This is a genomic window from Arthrobacter sp. Soil_C_49 (assembly GCF_057656635.1).
On the sequence record NZ_JBDGJZ010000001.1, the window covers coordinates 24549 to 40583 of the forward strand.

The following is a 16035-nucleotide window of genomic DNA, read 5'->3' on the forward strand; positions in this document are numbered from 1 at the left end:
CCATGTCGGCTTTCCACAGCCAGGGCCGCGGGCACCTGGACGGTCCCGTTGTGGTCCTCGGTACTGGGCTGCTGGGGACCAGCATCGGGCTTGGCCTGCGGGGCCGCGGGGTACCGGTGTACCTCTCCGATCCGTCGCCCACCAACCAGGCTGTTGCGGTGGACATCGGGGCGGGGCAGCCCCTCGCTGCCCTGGCCGGGGACGCGCCGCAGCTGGTGGTTGTTGCCGCCCCGCCGGATGTCACGGCCGATGTTGTGGCGAAGGCGCTGGCTGACTACCCGGAATCCGTGGTGGTGGACATCGCCAGTGTCAAGGCCGGGATCCTCGCAGCACTGCGCGGCCGCGGCGTTGACCTGTCACGTTACGTGGGCACCCATCCCATGGCAGGACGGGAAAAGTCCGGGCCGGTTGCTGCCCGTGGCGAGCTGTTCACGTCGATGCCGTGGGTGGTTTGCCCGTCCGACGAGACTTCCGGGGAAGCCCTCCAGGTGGCCCGCTCGCTGGCTGCCGACCTGGGAGCAGTCGTATCCCAGTTCACGGCCGACGAGCACGATGAGGCCGTGGCGCTTGTTTCGCATCTGCCCCAGGTGATGTCTTCGCTGTTGGCCAGCCGGCTGCAGGGCACACCGCTGCATGCGCTGTCCCTGGCGGGGAACGGCCTGCGCGACGTTACCCGGATTGCTGCCAGCGATCCCACCCTTTGGGTGCAGATCCTGGGCGGCAATGCGGCGAAGGTGGTGGAGATCCTTTACGGTGTGCGCGAGGACCTCAACCGGCTGATCGGAACGCTGGAACAGCCCGCGGCGCCGGGTGCCCGCCTGGACCTCGCGCAGCTGATCAGCGAAGGCAATGCCGGACAGGCCCGGATCCCGGGCAAACACGGCGGGCCTCCGCAGGCGTATTCGTGGCTCACCGTCCTGGTGGACGATAAACCCGGCCAGATCGCGCAGCTCCTGACCGAAATCGGTGAAATCGGGGTAAACGTTGAGGACTTGCGGCTGGACCATTCGTCCGGCCAGAACGTGGGCATGGTGGAATTGTCAGTGTTGCCCAATAAGCATGACCACCTGATCGAAGCATTAAACGACCGCGGATGGCGGGTACTTCAGTAATGACACAGGAACTTCTTGACACCCTGCCGGCGATCCGCCTCGGCAGGCCGCTGGTGGTTGCCATCGACGGGCCGTCCGGCTCGGGCAAGTCCAGTGTCAGCAAGGAAGTGGCCCGGAGGCTCCGCCTCGCCTACCTGGACACCGGCGCGATGTACCGCGCGCTGACCTGGCACTGTGTCACGACCGGCATTGACCTGGAGGACGCTGCGTCCGTGGAGCAGGCCTCCCGCGACCTGGTCCTGGATATGAGCACCAGCCCCAATGAGGAGTACGTCCGCGTTGACGGCGTGGACGTTACGGACGCCATCCGGGAACCTGCCATCTCCTCGGCAGTCAGTGCAGTGGCCACCACCCTTGGTGCCAGGACGGAGCTTATCCGGCGGCAGCGGGCCCTGATTGAAAAGCACCACCGGCGCATGGTGGTGGAAGGCAGGGACATCACTACCGTCGTCGCACCCGGCGCAGAGGTGCGGATGCTGCTCACCGCCAGCGAGGAAGCCCGGCTTCGCCGCCGCGGCATCCAGCTCGGCGGTACTCAGAACGCCGAACAGCTGGCCGCGCAGGTGACCCACCGTGATGCCAAGGATTCCACCGTGGTCAACTTCACCCAGGCCGCCTCGGGCGTGGTGACCCTGGACTCCTCGGACCTCGACTTCGACCAGACAGTCGCCGCAGCCCTGGTGATTGTGACCAAGGTCCTGAACCGTGACTGAGCCGGCCATGAACCAGCCGGCCACGGGCAGGAGCAGGCCGGAGATCCCGTCCGGCTGGACCATGGCTTGGAGCAGGCCGGTGGGCTGGGCCCTGGATCACCTGGTTTACCGGACATCAGTCACCGGACGGGACAACGTCCCCACCGGCGGTCCGGTGATTTTTGCCGCCAACCACATCAGCTTCCTGGACGGGCCGGTGATGTTCGGTGCCTCGCCCCGGCCCATGCACATCCTGGTGAAACAGGAGATGTTCACCGGGTTCCTGGGCCGGGTCCTCACTGCATCGGGGCAGCTCCCGGTGGACCGGTCGGGAGACCGCGCCGCGCTGCAGCGCTGCAGGAAAGTGCTCGACGCCGGCCGTTGCGTCGGCATCCTCCCCGAAGGCACGCGGGGGAGCGGGGCAGCAGAAGACATCAACGGCGGCGTTGCCTGGCTGGCACTGAACTCCGGGGCGCCGGTGGTGCCGGTTGCGATCCTCGGCACCCGCAAGGGCGACGAGCACCTTGATTCCGTGCCGCGGCCGGGCCGGCGGTTCCACGTCAGCTTCGGGAATGCGCTGACCCTGGGCCGCAGGGCCGGGGAAAGCGGCCGTGCTTCAATGGACAGGGCGGCGCTGGAGATCCGTGACGCACTGTCAGGGCATGTGCAGGATTCCATTCAACTCACCGGGCAGCCGCTGCCGGCGGGCACCAATCCACAAAGACTTCAAGCAGTAGCCGGGACGCCGGCAGATGACCACTAAGGACAGTGCAATGAGCGACACCACCCAGACCTCCGGCCACCCAGGCGCCGGCGACGACGAATACACCCCCACCGGCACCGACCAGATTGCTGAACGGCTGGCCGCGATTGACGACGACGAAGCGGAGCTCCGCGCGGCGTCCCTCCGGGCGGGCCTTGAGGACTACGACCTCGACGAGGACGACGCCGCGCTCCTCAGCGGCGAATTCGGCGACGAGGATTACGACGGCCCGGTCAAGCTGGATCCGGTCCTGGCCATCATCGGCCGGCCCAACGTGGGCAAGTCCACTCTGGTGAACCGCATCCTGGGCCGCCGCGAAGCAGTGGTGGAAGATACCCCCGGCGTTACCCGCGACCGCGTGATGTACTCCGCCCACTGGAACGGCCGCAACTTCACGCTGGTGGACACCGGCGGCTGGGAGCACGACGCCCGCGGCATCCACGCCCGGGTGGCCGAGCAGGCCGAAATGGCCGTGGAGCTCGCGGACGCAGTCCTCTTCGTCGTCGACTCCGCCGTGGGCGCCACCGCCACCGACGAAGGCGTGATGAAGATGCTGCGCCGCAGCAAGAAGCCCGTCATCATGGTGGCCAACAAGGTTGACGACTTCGCGCAGGAAGCCGACTCCGCTGCACTGTGGGGCCTCGGCTTCGGCGAGCCCTACCCCGTCTCGGCCCTGCACGGCCGGGGCGTGGCGGACCTGCTGGACCACGTGATGGACGTGCTTCCCGAGTTCTCCACCATCGAAGGCCTTGAGCGTTCCGGCGGCCCCCGGCGCATCGCCCTGATCGGCCGCCCCAACGTGGGCAAGTCCTCGCTGCTGAACAAGCTCGCCGGCACGGAGCGCGTGGTGGTGGACAACACCGCCGGAACCACGCGTGACCCGGTGGACGAATTCATCGAGCTTGGCGGCCGGACCTGGCGCTTCGTGGACACGGCAGGCATCCGCCGCCGCCAGCACATGGCGCAGGGTGCGGACTTCTATGCCTCCCTGCGGACGCAGTCCGCGCTCGAAAAGGCGGAGGTCGCCGTCGTGCTGCTCGCCGTGGACGAGGTCCTCAGCGAGCAGGACGTCCGGATCCTGCAGCTCGCCATCGAATCAGGGCGTGCCCTGGTGCTGGCGTTCAACAAGTGGGACCTGCTCGACGACGAACGCCGGCGCTACCTTGAGCGTGAAATCGAACAGGACCTGGCGCACGTGAACTGGGCTCCCCGGGTCAACATCTCGGCGAAAACCGGATGGCACAAGGACCGGCTCGTTCCGGCCCTGGATGTGGCGCTGGAAAGCTGGGACAAGCGCATCGCCACCGGCCGCCTGAACGCCTTCCTGGGCGAGCTGGTGGCTGCCCACCCGCACCCTGTCCGCGGCGGCAAGCAGCCGCGCATCCTCTTCGGCACGCAGGCCTCCAGCCGGCCGCCGAAGTTCGTGCTGTTCACCACCGGCTTCCTGGACCCCGGATACCGCCGCTTCATCACCCGCCGGCTGCGGGAAACCTTTGGCTTCGAGGGAACGCCCATCGAGGTCAGCATGCGCGTGCGCGAAAAGCGGGGCAAGAAGCGTTAATTACGCCACACCTGAGCAGCGAATCCCGGAAAGTGTCACTGGCACCCTCCGGGATCGTGTAAGCTCTTCTAGGTGGTTCGGCCGGACTGCTGGTGGAAATCCCCGGGTTAGCCCGCGGATGAAGCGCAGCGGAGAACGGCGGAACTAACGGGCTGTAGCGCAGCTTGGTAGCGCACTTGACTGGGGGTCAAGGGGTCGCAGGTTCAAATCCTGTCAGCCCGACCAAAAAGGCCGGAAGCACGCGGAAACGCGTGGTTCCGGCCTTTTCCTGTTCCCGGCGCAGTGGCCAGGAGATCAGTAACGCACTCTTACTTTGAGAACGAAATCGCAATTCCTCCGGTGCTCGTACCGGTCACTCCACTCGTACCAGTGGTGGTGGCCCCGCCAGTTGCTGCAGCGGTAGAGGTACTTGTAGTCATTGTGGTAGGAATTACGGCCGTCATAGCGACGATCGTCGTCACGCCGGTCGCGGTTGTCATACGACGACTTGTGGCTATCTCTGTAGTCGTTGTCGTTGGCAAACGCCACACCGGTTGATCCTCCGAAGATCAGGCCCGTGGCAAGGGCAGCCGAGCCGAGGAGGCGGGTTACTTTGTTCATTGAACTTTCCTATCGTGCATCAATTACTTTCGATGCCGCAGGAACGGGAGAGCAGGCAGAGCGGCGCTGGCCGTCTTGGGGCGCGGTCAACGTCGTCGTCGACTCGCCTGTCTGCGGTTTGCCTCTCAAGTCCAATGGGCGCGGGGAGACGCCGTACTTGAGGGTGCGAATGCCCTTTGTATGAAGCTTGATCAATTCCCGGGGAACTTCATCTGCAGGGTGTATGAGTGATTGCCTGAACACATGCGAAGGGCCCAGATAGGCACTGTATGTGAGCAGTGAGCGCCGGTTTCTGGACCCTCATGTAATCAGTTTCCGTCCGCCCGAAATGATTGTTGGGAGGGGACGTGCCACTCACGATACACGCCGTTTTTCCGCGCTGTGAAGGGCCGTGCTTACCCTATTTTAGGAACTTTGAGGTCCTGCGGTCGGCCAGGATCTTGCCTTTCGTCTGGCAGGTGGGGCAGTACTGCAGCGCCGTATCGGCAAAGGAAACCTCCCGTACGGTGTCCCCGCATACCGGGCAAGGCAATCCGGCCCGGGCATGAACCCGCATATGGCTCCGCTTGACGTCCTTCAGGTCCTTGGGCGGCTTGCCCCGCGCTTCCGCCAAAGCTGTGCCCAGGACGCTGTGGATGGCGTCATAAAGGACCTGCACCGTTGGGCGGTCCAGCGACTTGGCGGTGGCAAAGGGCGAGATCCGCGCAGCGTGCAGGATCTCGTCGCTGTAGGCGTTGCCGATGCCGGCGATGACGCTCTGGCTCCTGAGGAGTCCCTTGATCTGCTGTGAACTGCCGGCGAGGATCTCGGCCAGCATGTCGGCGTCGAACGCTTCGGTGAACGGATCCGGCCCCAGTGTGGCGATGCCGGGAACGTCCTGCGGGTCCCGCACCACATAGACTGCCAGGCTCTTCTTGGTTCCAGCCTCCGTGAGGTCGATGCCGCGCGGACCATCAGGGCCCGCAAAGGTGAAACGGGCCGCGATGTGGCCCTTGCCCATCCTCAGCTGCGCATCAGTGGGGGAGTCCGTGAAACGCACCCAGCCCGCACGCGCCAGATGGAAGACGAGCGAGATTCCGCCGGTATCGATACTGACGAACTTGCCGAAGCGCCGCACCCCCGTCACCGTCCTGCCCTCGAGGGCGTTGAATGGCGGATCTGCCGTTTTGAGCACAGCGAAGGAAACAATCTGCGCTTTGGTCACCGAGGTTCCCTGCAGATGTTCGTCAAGAAATTCGGCCAGGCCAGCTACCTCCGGAAGTTCAGGCATGGCTTACCCTGCAGCTTCCCCGGGTCCCGGAACGGTGCGTTCGGTCATGCGTCCCATCTTGTCAGAATCGCCCGCGAACGCCCCGGCACTTGTGCCTATACTTTCAGCGGCGGCCTGTTTGGCCCCGTTGACATTGGTGTTCGACCCGATGAAAGGCCCCTGATGAGCAACATTCCCGAAGAACTGTCCTACACCGCCGAACATGAGTGGGTCACTGCTCCCAACGCCGACGGCGTGGTGCGCGTTGGCATCACCGACTTCGCCCAGGACGCGCTAGGGGATGTTGTTTACGCCCAGATGCCCGAAGTTGGCACAAAGATTACGGCGAACGAAGTGGTGGGCGAGGTTGAGTCCACCAAGAGCGTCAGCGACATCTACGCCCCGGTCAGCGGTGAAGTGGTGGCCCGCAACGACTCCCTGGACACCGATTCGGCCCTGATCAACACCGATCCCTACGGCGACGGCTGGCTCATCGAAGTCAAACTGGCCGAACCGGACGCCGTGGAGTCATTGCTCAGTGCATCCGAGTACGAACAACAGGTAGGCTAAAAGCTAACCGGTACATCCGGTTCGGCCGGACGTGCAAGAGGAACGTCTTCGCACGTCAGCGGCCGGATCGGGAGCCGGTTCCGGACCTGCAGGGCAGGTGCGGAGGGCAAAAGTTGAATACCGGCGCGAGCGCCGGATCGTCGAAGAGGAGGAGTCCATGGCTGGCCACACAAACAACCCTGCCGATGGGGAATACGGCAATGGTGCGGCTAGGGCGTCGGAGACCACCTCGATCCATCTCACCCCGGTGACCGATGAACCCACCATCGCGCCCAAACTGTCAACCGACGAACGCAGTTCCGTGGAGGCACTGCCCGCCGGTTCCGCCCTCCTCGTTGCGCACAGCGGACCGAACGCCGGAGCCCGCTTCCTGCTCGATTCGGACGTCACTACCGCCGGCCGCCACCCGGATGCCGACATCTTCCTCGATGACGTCACCGTCTCGCGCCGCCACGTGGAATTCCGCCGCACCGCCCGGAGCTTTGAAGTGGTGGACAAGAACAGCCTGAACGGGACCTACGTCAACCACGACCGCGTGGACAGCGTTGAGCTCAAGTCCGGCAGTGAAGTCCAGATCGGCAAATTCCGCCTCACCTTCTACCTGAGCCCTGCCAGCGCTGCAGGCCGCGGCTGATCCGGGGACCGCTGCCTGTGGCAATGGCACAACCGGAACGCCGGGGACCGCAGGTCCTGAACATCGGCGAAGTCCTCGCCCAGCTCAGCGGCGACTTCCCGGGAATGACCGCGTCAAAAATCCGGTTCCTCGAGGAAAAGGGGCTCATCAATCCCCGCCGTACCCCTGCGGGCTACCGGCAGTATTCCGACGGCGACGTTGAGCGCCTGCGGTTTGTCCTGGCGTTGCAGCGGGACCAGTACCTGCCCCTGAAAGTCATCAAGGACTACCTTGACGCCATCGACAGGGGAGAACGGCCCGAAAACCTGCCGCCCGGCGTCGTGGTTTCCCCGCGGATCGTCTCCGACGAACTCGCCGCGGAACTGCAGAGCCGGGGGCGCAAGCTCACCGAGGAACAGCTGCGGACGGAGTCCGGCGCCAGCGTCCCGCTGCTCCAGGCCCTGTTGAGTTTCGGGCTGATCAGCCATACCAACGGACAGTTTGACGAGCACGCCCTCCAGGTGGCCCGGGCCTGTGTGCAGCTGGAAAGCCACGGGCTCGAGCCGCGGCACCTTCGTCCCTTCCAGGCAGCTGCCGAACGCGAGTTCGGGCTGGTGGAACGCGCAGTGGCGCCTCTTGCCTCCCGCAAGGACGCCGCATCCCAGGCGCGCGCGGCGGAGGCCGCCCGCGAAATCAGCGACCTCTGCCTTACCCTGCACCGGGCTCTGGTGCAGGACCACATCTCACGCATGGACATCTGATGATTGAAGTCGAGATCGTAGGCGTTCGGATTGAATTGCCTTCCAACCAGCCGCTGGTCCTCCTCCGGGAGATGCACGGCGAACGCCACGTGCCCATCTGGATCGGCACCCCGGAAGCAAGCGCCATTGCCCTCGCCCAGCAGGGAGTGGTTCCGCCCCGGCCCATGACGCACGACCTCCTCGTGGACGTGGTGGAGTCCCTGGGCCATTCAGTGGTCAGCGTTAACATCGTGGCGGTGGAGGACAACATCTTCTACGGCCAGCTCCAGTTTGAGAACGGCACCACCGTCAGCTCCCGGGCCTCCGACGCACTCGCCATCGCCCTGCGCGCCAAATGCCGCATCTGGTGCGCGGACTCCGTGATGGACGAAGCCGGCGTCCGGATTACCGAGCACGACGAGGGGGAGGACGCCGAGCCCGGCCCCACCGTGGACGAGGAGCGGGAACTGCGCCGCTTCCGGGAGTTCCTGGACGACGTGGAGCCCGAGGATTTCGACGGCTAAGGTCACGTTAAGGTTAAAGTTGAGGTCGAGAGTTTCGACACGCCTGTTTGAACCGGCCAACGTCTTTGACCTTGGGTCCCTGCAGGCCTAACGTCGAAGTATCAAGTTCCCATTGCTTACGGCAGCCGCGCAAGTCACACTGGAAGGTGCGCCCCGCGGAAATTACAGGCATGGTCTTCGTACCTGTTCCTGCCGTTGCAGTTGTTCACGGGGGGCTTATGACAAGGAGGATCCAGGTGAGTCCCAAAGGCGAAGCAGGCGGGCTGAAACAGCCCACGGCTGGTGTTGCGATGCCCGCGAGCGGTGCCCAGGGCCTCCTGTTCACCGAAGACCTTCCCGTCCTGGACGAGGACGCCGGCTACCGGGGTCCCACCGCCTGCAAGGCTGCTGGCATCACTTACCGCCAGTTGGACTACTGGGCACGCACGGGGCTGGTTGAACCCGCCGTCCGCGGCGCCGCCGGCTCGGGGTCCCAGCGCCTTTACGGTTTCCGCGACATCCTCGTTCTGAAGGTGGTCAAGCGCCTCCTCGACACGGGCGTCTCACTGCAGCAGATCCGCACCGCGGTGGAGCACCTTCGCGAACGCGGCGTGGAAGACCTCGCCCAAATCACGCTGATGAGCGACGGCGCCAGCGTCTACGAGTGCACCTCGGCGGACGAGGTGATTGACCTCGTGCAGGGCGGCCAGGGCGTGTTCGGCATCGCGGTGGGCCGCGTCTGGCGCGAGGTGGAAGGCAGCCTGGCATCGCTGCCGAGTGAGCACGCTGCCGAGCAGTCCTTTCCCGACGACGAACTGAGTAAGCGGCGGGCCGCCCGCAAGATCAGCTGACAGTTTTAACGGCAGAAGCCGCTCTCCTCTGGAGAGCGGCTTCTGCCGTTAAAACGAACCTCTTACCTGGCGCGGCTGCGCAATCCGCTGCCCACAGCCATGAGGTTCGCCAGCAGGTCATCGAACAGGGCGGCGGCGGATTTGGCGGAATCTCCCGGCCAGTGGTGCACGGGGTGGGCGGCGCCCTGGATCTGCTGCCAGTTCGCCTGCTCCGGAATCCTCGGGCTCAGCAGGAGTTCACCGAACATGGATTCCATTTCGGCGAGCCGGTAGCTGTGCTCCGAGGAACCGGACCGCACGCGGTTTGCGATGATGCCGGCCGGCGACAGGTTGGGGGCAAATTCCTGCCGGAACAGCTGGATGGCCCGCATGGTCCGCTCGGTGCCGGCAACGGAGAACAGCCCCGGCTCGGCGACAAGGGCCACCTTGTCACTGGCCGACCACGCCATGCGGGTCAGGCCGTTGAGGGAAGGCGGGCAGTCAATCAGGACCAGCTGGTAGTCATTTGCGCCGGCCAGGACCGACGAAAGCCGGCGGAGGTCGCGGCGGCTGAGGTCCGGGCGGTCGTAGATTCCGGTATAGGCAGAGCCGACGGCAACATCCAGGACCGCGGGGCCGGAGCCGTTGGGGTGGGCCAGCGTCGTCCAGCTGCTGCCCGCCACGTTGTCTGCCAGCTTGGCGCGGCGGGGGCTCTTGAGCATCCTGCCGATGTCCAACTGGTCGCCGGGCTGGACGCCCAGGGCAGTGGTGGCGTCTGCGTGGGGATCAAGGTCCACCACCAGCGTGCGGACACCTGCGGCAAGCGCGGCAGATGCCAATCCTGTGGTGACCGAAGTCTTGCCGACTCCACCCTTGAGGCTGCTGATGCTGACTACTTGCACTTGAGAGACCAAAACCTAACGCCGGATGCCGTGTTGGGGGTAATGTTTGCTCCGGCAGCGCCGAAGCCGGACGGTCCTGCCGCCCTACTCATCATATGTGGATGCGTCGGCGAATCCCGCTTTAAGGGCGTCGGCATGGCACCGACTGTGCTGTTGAAGGCGGTTTCCGCCCGGCCCGGCGAAAGGGTTCGGGACATGACGGGAAAATCTGTGACGGTGGCCACAAAGATTTGTGTTTGTCCTTGCAGGTCCTAGACACTGTGACCACTCACCGATCCACCCGCAATGATGCAGGAGAAGTATGTTTTCCAAAGTTCTGGTGGCCAACCGCGGCGAAATCGCGATCAGGGCCTTCCGCGCCGGCTACGAGCTGGGCGCAAAGACCGTTGCCGTTTTCCCACAGGAAGACAGGAACTCGATCCACCGCCAGAAGGCGGACGAGGCCTACCTGATTGGCGAAGAGGGCCACCCCGTCCGTGCGTACCTGGACGTTGCGGAGATAGTGCGGGTTGCCAAGGAGTCCGGTGCGGACGCCATCTACCCCGGTTACGGGTTCCTCTCCGAAAACCCGGACCTGGCCCGGGCAGCCAAGGACGCCGGCATCACCTTTGTTGGCCCGCCGGCCGAAGTGCTGGAACTTGCAGGCAACAAGGTGGCGGCGCTGAAGGCCGCGCGTGACGCCGGCGTTCCGGTCCTCAAGTCCAGCGCTCCGTCGAAGGACCTGGACGAACTCCTTGCCGCAGCCGATGAGATCGGCTTCCCCATCTTCGCCAAGGCCGTGGCCGGCGGCGGCGGGCGCGGCATGCGCCGGGTGGACACCCGTGAGGCCCTGCCCGAGGCATTGCAGTCCGCGATGCGCGAGGCCGATGCCGCGTTCGGTGATCCCACCATGTTCCTCGAACAGGCCGTACTGCGCCCGCGGCACATCGAAGTGCAGATCCTCGCCGACGCCGAGGGCAACGTGATGCACCTGTTCGAGCGGGACTGCTCCATCCAGCGGCGCCACCAGAAGGTCATCGAGATTGCCCCGGCCCCCAACCTGGACGAGGGCATCCGGCAGGCGCTCTACCGGGACGCCGTGAAGTTCGCCAAGGCCTTGAACTACGTCAACGCCGGCACCGTGGAATTCCTCGTTGACACTGTGGGTGAGCGCGCGGGCCAGCACGTCTTCATCGAGATGAACCCGCGCATCCAGGTGGAGCACACGGTCACCGAAGAGGTCACCGACGTTGACCTCGTCCAGGCACAGATGCGTATCGCCGCCGGCGAGACCCTCGCTGACCTTGGCCTCTCCCAGGACACGGTCAAGCTGCGCGGTGCCGCGCTGCAGAGCCGCATTACCACCGAAGACCCGGCCAACGGCTTCCGCCCCGACGTCGGAAAGATCACCGGCTACCGCTCCGCCGGCGGCGCGGGCGTAAGGCTCGACGGCGGCACCGTCTACTCGGGTGCCGAAATCAGCCCGCACTTCGACTCCATGCTGGTCAAGCTCACCTGCCGAGGCCGGGACTACCCCGCCGCCGTGGCCCGCGCACGCCGTGCCCTCGCGGAATTCCGCATCCGCGGCGTCTCCACCAACATCTCCTTCCTGCAGGCTGTGCTTGACGATCCCGACTTCATCGCCGGCGATGTGGCCACGTCCTTCATCGACGAGCGCCCGGAGCTGCTCAAGGCGCGGGTCTCTGCAGACCGTGGCACCAAGCTCCTCACCTGGCTGGCCGATGTCACCGTCAACAAGCCCAACGGCGAACTGACCGTCCACTCCAACCCCGCCAGCAAGCTCCCGTCCGTCAAGGACCAGCAGGCGGCACCGGGCTCACGCCAGAAGCTCCTCGAGCTGGGACCGGAAGGCTTCGCCAAAGCACTCCGTGAGCAGAACGCGGTGGCCGTCACGGACACCACGTTCCGCGACGCGCACCAGTCGCTGCTCGCCACCCGCGTCCGGACCCGCGACCTCGTCGCTGCCGGCCCCGCGGTGACCGCACTCCTGCCGCAGCTGCTGTCCGTGGAAGCCTGGGGCGGTGCCACGTACGATGTCGCCCTGCGGTTCCTGGGCGAAGACCCCTGGGACCGGCTTGCTGCCCTGCGCCAGGCGCTTCCGAACGTCTGCCTGCAGATGCTCCTGCGCGGCCGCAACACCGTGGGCTACACGCCATACCCGGAGGAAGTCACCGAAGCCTTCGTTAACGAGGCCGCGGCCACCGGCATCGACATCTTCCGGATCTTCGACGCCCTGAACGACGTCAGCCAGATGGCCCCCGCCATCCGTGCGGTCCGGGCCACCGGCACTGCCGTGGCTGAAGTTGCGCTCTGCTACACGGGCGACATGCTGGACCCCAACGAGAAGCTCTACACCCTGGACTACTACCTGGAGCTCGCTCAGAGGATCGTTGACGCCGGGGCCCACATCCTGGCAATCAAGGACATGGCCGGCCTGCTCCGTCCGGCGGCAGCCGCGAAACTGGTCTCAGCACTCCGGGAACGCTTCGACCTTCCGGTGCACCTGCATACCCACGACACCGCTGGTGGCCAACTGGCCACCCTGCTGTCCGCCGTGAATGCCGGTGTGGACGCCGTCGACGTCGCCTCGGCGTCGCTGGCCGGAACCACCAGCCAGCCCTCAGCGTCCGCCCTGGTGGCAGCCTTGGCCCACACCCCGCGGGACACCGGGCTCAGCCTGGAAGCCGTCAGCTCGCTGGAACCGTACTGGGAGGCTGTCCGCCGCGTCTACGCACCGTTCGAGTCAGGCCTTCCGGGCCCCACAGGACGCGTGTACCAGCACGAGATCCCGGGCGGCCAGCTCTCCAACCTCCGCCAGCAGGCAATGGCCCTGGGCCTGGGGGAGCGGTTTGAAGCCATCGAGGACATGTACACCGCTGCTGACCGGATCCTGGGCCACCTGGTCAAGGTCACTCCGTCCTCGAAGGTGGTGGGCGACCTCGCACTGCACCTGGTGGGACTGAACGCGGACCCGGCAGACTTCAACGAGAACCCGCAGAACTACGACATCCCGGATTCGGTCATTGGATTCCTGTCCGGCGAACTCGGCGACCCGCCGGGCGGCTGGCCCGAGCCTTTCCGCACCAAAGCCCTCCAGGGCCGGAGCGTGAAGGTCCGGGACGCGGAGCTCAGCGCCGAGGACAGTGCTGCGCTGAAGTCCGACTCCAAGACCCGCCAGCACACCCTGAACAGGCTGCTCTTCGACGGTCCCACCAAGGACTACCTGAAGAGCGTGGAGACCTACGGCAACATCTCGGTCCTGGATACCCGCGACTACCTGTATGGCCTCCAGCGCGGCAAGGAGCACGAGATCCAGCTGGAGAAGGGCGTGCGGCTGATCGCTTCCCTGGAAGCCGTCTCAGAGCCTGACGAGAAGGGCATGCGCACGGTCATGTGCACCCTGAACGGCCAGTCCCGCCCCGTGGTGGTCCGCGACCGTTCCGTAGTCAGCAACGTCAAGGCCGCCGAGAAGGCAGACCCCGCCCAGCCGGGCCACGTCGCAGCCCCGTTCGCCGGCGCCGTGACCGTTACCGTCAAGCCGGGCGACGAAGTCAACGCGGGCGACACCGTGGCCACCATCGAGGCAATGAAGATGGAAGCATCCATCACCACACCGGTAGCCGGCAAGGTTTCCCGCCTCGCCATCTCCTCCGTGGAGCAGGTCCAGGGCGGAGACCTGCTGCTGGTGGTTGAGCAGTAACCAACCGTAACAACGACGAGAGGGCCCTCCTGTCAGGAGGACCCTCTCGTTGCTTTTGCGGCAGTGGTAGAGGCAGGCCCGATCCTCTGCGTGCTATTCCCCGCGCCCTGCCGAGGCCGCTTCGCGGCGGGCAGGGGCGCGGGGCCCCTTTTACGCACGCTGCCGGACCAGGCCTGCCTCTTAGTGGTGCTTGGCTACAAAGGTGTTGCAGCGGGGACCACTTCGCCCGGGGACGTCAGGACCGCGGTGCTGCGTACATTTCCTCGATGACGGTCTCGAAGTCCTTCATGACCTGGGCGCGCTTGACCTTCATGGACGGGGTCAGGTGGCCTGATGCCTCGGTGAAGTCGGCGGGGACTATGCGGAAGGACTTGATGGCCTCGGCTTGGGAGACCGAGGAGTTTGCTGCGGTGATGAGGTCCTGGACTGCCGCTTTGACCACGGGGTTGCCGGCCGCCTCTTCCAGTGACGTGGTGGCAGGGAGTCCGTGGCGCTGCAGCCAGCCGGGCAGGGCCTCCTGGTCCAGGGTGACCAAAGCCCCGATGAAGGGCCGGTTGTCGCCGACCACCAGCACCTGGGAGACCAGGGCGTCCGCGCGGATCTGGTCCTCGAGCAGGGCGGGGATCACGTTCTTGCCGCCGGCGGTGACGATGATCTCCTTCTTGCGCCCGGTGATCCAGACGAAACCGTCCTCGTCGAGGCGGCCGACGTCGCCGGTACGGAACCAGTCGCCGTCGAACGTCTCACCGGTGAGGTCCTCGCGCTTGTAGTAGCCGCGCATCACACAGACGCCCTTGGCCAGGATCTCGCCGTCCTCGGCGATCCTGACGGCATTTCCCGGAAGCGGTTTGCCGACGGAGCCGATCTTGATCAGTGACGGAGTGTTGACGGAGATAGGGGCGGTGGTTTCGGTGAGGCCGTAGCCTTCAAGCACCTGCAGGCCGATGCCCTGGAAGAAGTGGCCCAGGCGTTCGCCCAGCGGCCCGCCGCCGGATACCGCGTGCGCAACATGCCCACCCATCGCGGCCCGCAGCTTGCCGTAGACAAGCTTGTCGAAAAGGGCGTGGCGAAGCTTCAGTCCCAGGCCCACCCGCCCGTTCTGGCGTGCCTTGGAAAAGGCGATGGCGGTATCGGCAGCGCGGTGGAAGATGGCTCCCTTGCCGCCGTCCTCGGCCTTGGTCAGCGCCGAGTTGTACACCTTCTCGAACACCCGGGGCACGGCGAGGATGAAGGTTGGCTCGTAGCTCTGCAGGTCGGAGAGGAGGTTCTTGATGTCCGGCGTGTGGGCCACGGTGGTTCCGGCGGCCATGGCCAGGACGGAGATAAAACGGGCGAAAACATGGGCCAACGGCAGGAACATGATGGTTTTGGCGTTTTCGTGGACGATCTCGCCGATAATGGCCAGGGCGTTCTCCGAGAGTTCCACGAAGTTGCCGTGCGTGAGTTCGCAGCCCTTGGGGCGTCCGGTAGTACCGGAGGTGTAGATGATGGTGGCGACGTCGGACAGGTTGGCTGAGGCGCGGCGGGTTTCCAGATCTTCATCGCTGACATGCCGTCCGGCGTCACGGAGCGCATCCAGCCCTTGACCTTCGAGCTGCCAGACGTGCTGGAGCGCGGTGAGTCCCTCGGCGTTCACTGCCTGGCGGATCACGTCCTCGTGGTGGGCGGCCTCGCCGAAGGCTGCCACGGCACCGGAGTCGCCCAGGTTCCAGGCCACCTGCGAGGGGGAGGAGGTCTCATAGATCGGCACCGATACGCCTCCGGCAAACCAGATGGCGAAATCCACCAGAGCCCACTCGTACCGGGTCCGGGACATAATCCCCACGCGGTCGCCGGCGGCCACGCCGCTGGCCATCAGGCCCTTGGCGAGGGCGCGGACGTCGGCGAGGAAATCCGTTGCGGAAACGTCCTGCCAGGATCCGGCGGTGTCCAGTCGCGAAAACAGTGAGGGGTTGCTGGGCTTGGCGGCCTGCCGCAGGACCAGGTCCGTGATGTTGGTTTCCGGTGGGACAACAACAAGAGGCGGAACACTGAATTCACGCACTATAGCTCCTTTGATATCCGAAGACCCGGGCAGGGTATGCCTAAAGACTAGTACGCCTGTGCCGGGCCGTGCAGTATCTAAAGTTACTGGTCGGTAACTTAGTCGTCAATGCCCGGGACTGCCTCTTGCCCGGACATGCTGGCCACGCAGCCTCCG

The 16035-nt window shown here is 65.5% G+C and carries 14 protein-coding genes and 1 tRNA gene; 11 read left to right on the forward strand and 4 right to left on the reverse strand.

What is annotated here, in order from left to right; translation table 11 throughout:
- Positions 1 to 2 precede the first annotated feature (2 nt).
- The 5 genes from AC3A4Z_RS00120 to AC3A4Z_RS00140 all read left to right on the forward strand — a co-directional run bounded on the left by AC3A4Z_RS00120 (position 3) and on the right by AC3A4Z_RS00140 (position 4353).
- Positions 3 to 1112 (forward strand): prephenate dehydrogenase, encoded by a 1110-nt coding sequence (locus tag AC3A4Z_RS00120; RefSeq protein ID WP_493971621.1) that lies wholly within the window; start codon positions 3 to 5, stop codon positions 1110 to 1112.
- Positions 1112 to 1825, forward strand: a complete 714-nt coding sequence (gene cmk, locus AC3A4Z_RS00125; protein WP_498709255.1) for a (d)CMP kinase — start codon at positions 1112 to 1114, stop codon at positions 1823 to 1825. Before AC3A4Z_RS00120 ends, cmk begins: the two co-directional genes overlap by 1 nt.
- A 61-nt stretch (positions 1826 to 1886) precedes the next feature.
- Entirely contained in the window at positions 1887 to 2567 is a 681-nt protein-coding gene (locus tag AC3A4Z_RS00130; RefSeq protein WP_498710029.1) for a lysophospholipid acyltransferase family protein, read from the forward strand.
- 10 nt (positions 2568 to 2577) lie between these two features.
- Positions 2578 to 4128 (forward strand): ribosome biogenesis GTPase Der, encoded by a 1551-nt coding sequence (gene der / locus AC3A4Z_RS00135; RefSeq protein ID WP_498709256.1) that lies wholly within the window; start codon positions 2578 to 2580, stop codon positions 4126 to 4128.
- A 148-nt stretch (positions 4129 to 4276) separates the two neighbouring features.
- Positions 4277 to 4353, forward strand: a tRNA-Pro gene (locus AC3A4Z_RS00140).
- Between the two features lie 69 nt (positions 4354 to 4422).
- Here AC3A4Z_RS00140 and AC3A4Z_RS00145 read toward each other — a convergent pair.
- Both AC3A4Z_RS00145 and AC3A4Z_RS00150 read right to left on the reverse strand, forming a co-directional pair.
- Positions 4423 to 4728 carry a hypothetical protein gene (locus AC3A4Z_RS00145; RefSeq protein WP_498709257.1) on the reverse strand — a complete coding sequence of 102 codons (306 nt, stop codon included), beginning with the start codon at positions 4726 to 4728 and terminating at the stop codon, positions 4423 to 4425.
- 400 nt (positions 4729 to 5128) lie between these two features.
- Positions 5129 to 5998, reverse strand: coding sequence for an Fpg/Nei family DNA glycosylase (locus AC3A4Z_RS00150; protein WP_498709258.1), 870 nt, complete (start codon positions 5996 to 5998; stop codon positions 5129 to 5131).
- Between the two features lie 162 nt (positions 5999 to 6160).
- Here AC3A4Z_RS00150 and gcvH point away from each other — a divergent pair, with 162 nt between their 5' ends.
- The 5 genes from gcvH (at position 6161) to AC3A4Z_RS00175 (ending at position 9254) form a co-directional block, all read left to right on the forward strand.
- The gene (gene gcvH, locus AC3A4Z_RS00155; RefSeq protein ID WP_050055552.1) at positions 6161 to 6547 is read left to right on the forward strand and encodes a glycine cleavage system protein GcvH; all 387 of its coding nucleotides are present in this window, start codon (positions 6161 to 6163) and stop codon (positions 6545 to 6547) included.
- Positions 6548 to 6704: 157 nt separating this feature from the next.
- Positions 6705 to 7181: an FHA domain-containing protein gene (locus AC3A4Z_RS00160; RefSeq protein WP_050055551.1), complete on the forward strand. Its 477-nt coding sequence runs from the start codon at positions 6705 to 6707 to the stop codon at positions 7179 to 7181.
- A 23-nt stretch (positions 7182 to 7204) separates the two neighbouring features.
- Positions 7205 to 7921, forward strand: coding sequence for a transcriptional regulator FtsR (ftsR, locus tag AC3A4Z_RS00165; RefSeq protein ID WP_050055550.1), 717 nt, complete (start codon positions 7205 to 7207; stop codon positions 7919 to 7921).
- Positions 7921 to 8424: a bifunctional nuclease family protein gene (locus AC3A4Z_RS00170; RefSeq protein ID WP_190988956.1), complete on the forward strand. Its 504-nt coding sequence runs from the start codon at positions 7921 to 7923 to the stop codon at positions 8422 to 8424. The genes ftsR and AC3A4Z_RS00170 overlap by 1 nt, the downstream gene beginning before the upstream one ends.
- A gap of 236 nt (positions 8425 to 8660) precedes the next feature.
- Positions 8661 to 9254 (forward strand): MerR family transcriptional regulator, encoded by a 594-nt coding sequence (locus AC3A4Z_RS00175; RefSeq protein ID WP_306632926.1) that lies wholly within the window; start codon positions 8661 to 8663, stop codon positions 9252 to 9254.
- 62 nt (positions 9255 to 9316) lie between these two features.
- On the opposite strand, the gene AC3A4Z_RS00180 is transcribed toward AC3A4Z_RS00175, so the two are convergent.
- Complete coding sequence (locus AC3A4Z_RS00180; protein ID WP_493971617.1) at positions 9317 to 10135, reverse strand: AAA family ATPase; 819 nt, start codon at positions 10133 to 10135, stop codon at positions 9317 to 9319.
- Positions 10136 to 10436: 301 nt separating this feature from the next.
- On the opposite strand from AC3A4Z_RS00180, the gene AC3A4Z_RS00185 reads away from it, so the two are divergent.
- On the forward strand, positions 10437 to 13835 hold the full coding sequence (locus AC3A4Z_RS00185) for a pyruvate carboxylase (protein WP_498709262.1): 3399 nt from the start codon (positions 10437 to 10439) through the stop codon (positions 13833 to 13835).
- Positions 13836 to 14070: 235 nt separating this feature from the next.
- On the opposite strand, the gene AC3A4Z_RS00190 is transcribed toward AC3A4Z_RS00185, so the two are convergent.
- The gene (locus tag AC3A4Z_RS00190; RefSeq protein WP_498709264.1) at positions 14071 to 15879 is read right to left on the reverse strand and encodes an AMP-dependent synthetase/ligase; all 1809 of its coding nucleotides are present in this window, start codon (positions 15877 to 15879) and stop codon (positions 14071 to 14073) included.
- Positions 15880 to 16035 lie beyond the last annotated feature (156 nt).

Bases quoted from the DNA above. Each gene is read 5' to 3' on its own strand.
- AC3A4Z_RS00120 (WP_493971621.1), top strand. From the start codon at position 3: ATGTCGGCTTTCCACAGCCAGGGCCGCGGGCACCTGGACGGTCCCGTT.
- cmk (WP_498709255.1), top strand. From the start codon at position 1,112: ATGACACAGGAACTTCTTGACACCCTGCCGGCGATCCGCCTCGGCAGG.
- AC3A4Z_RS00130 (WP_498710029.1), top strand. From the start codon at position 1,887: ATGGCTTGGAGCAGGCCGGTGGGCTGGGCCCTGGATCACCTGGTTTAC.
- der (WP_498709256.1), top strand. From the start codon at position 2,578: ATGAGCGACACCACCCAGACCTCCGGCCACCCAGGCGCCGGCGACGAC.
- AC3A4Z_RS00145 (WP_498709257.1), bottom strand. From the start codon at position 4,728: ATGAACAAAGTAACCCGCCTCCTCGGCTCGGCTGCCCTTGCCACGGGC.
- AC3A4Z_RS00150 (WP_498709258.1), bottom strand. From the start codon at position 5,998: ATGCCTGAACTTCCGGAGGTAGCTGGCCTGGCCGAATTTCTTGACGAA.
- gcvH (WP_050055552.1), top strand. From the start codon at position 6,161: ATGAGCAACATTCCCGAAGAACTGTCCTACACCGCCGAACATGAGTGG.
- AC3A4Z_RS00160 (WP_050055551.1), top strand. From the start codon at position 6,705: ATGGCTGGCCACACAAACAACCCTGCCGATGGGGAATACGGCAATGGT.
- ftsR (WP_050055550.1), top strand. From the start codon at position 7,205: ATGGCACAACCGGAACGCCGGGGACCGCAGGTCCTGAACATCGGCGAA.
- AC3A4Z_RS00170 (WP_190988956.1), top strand. From the start codon at position 7,921: ATGATTGAAGTCGAGATCGTAGGCGTTCGGATTGAATTGCCTTCCAAC.
- AC3A4Z_RS00185 (WP_498709262.1), top strand. From the start codon at position 10,437: ATGTTTTCCAAAGTTCTGGTGGCCAACCGCGGCGAAATCGCGATCAGG.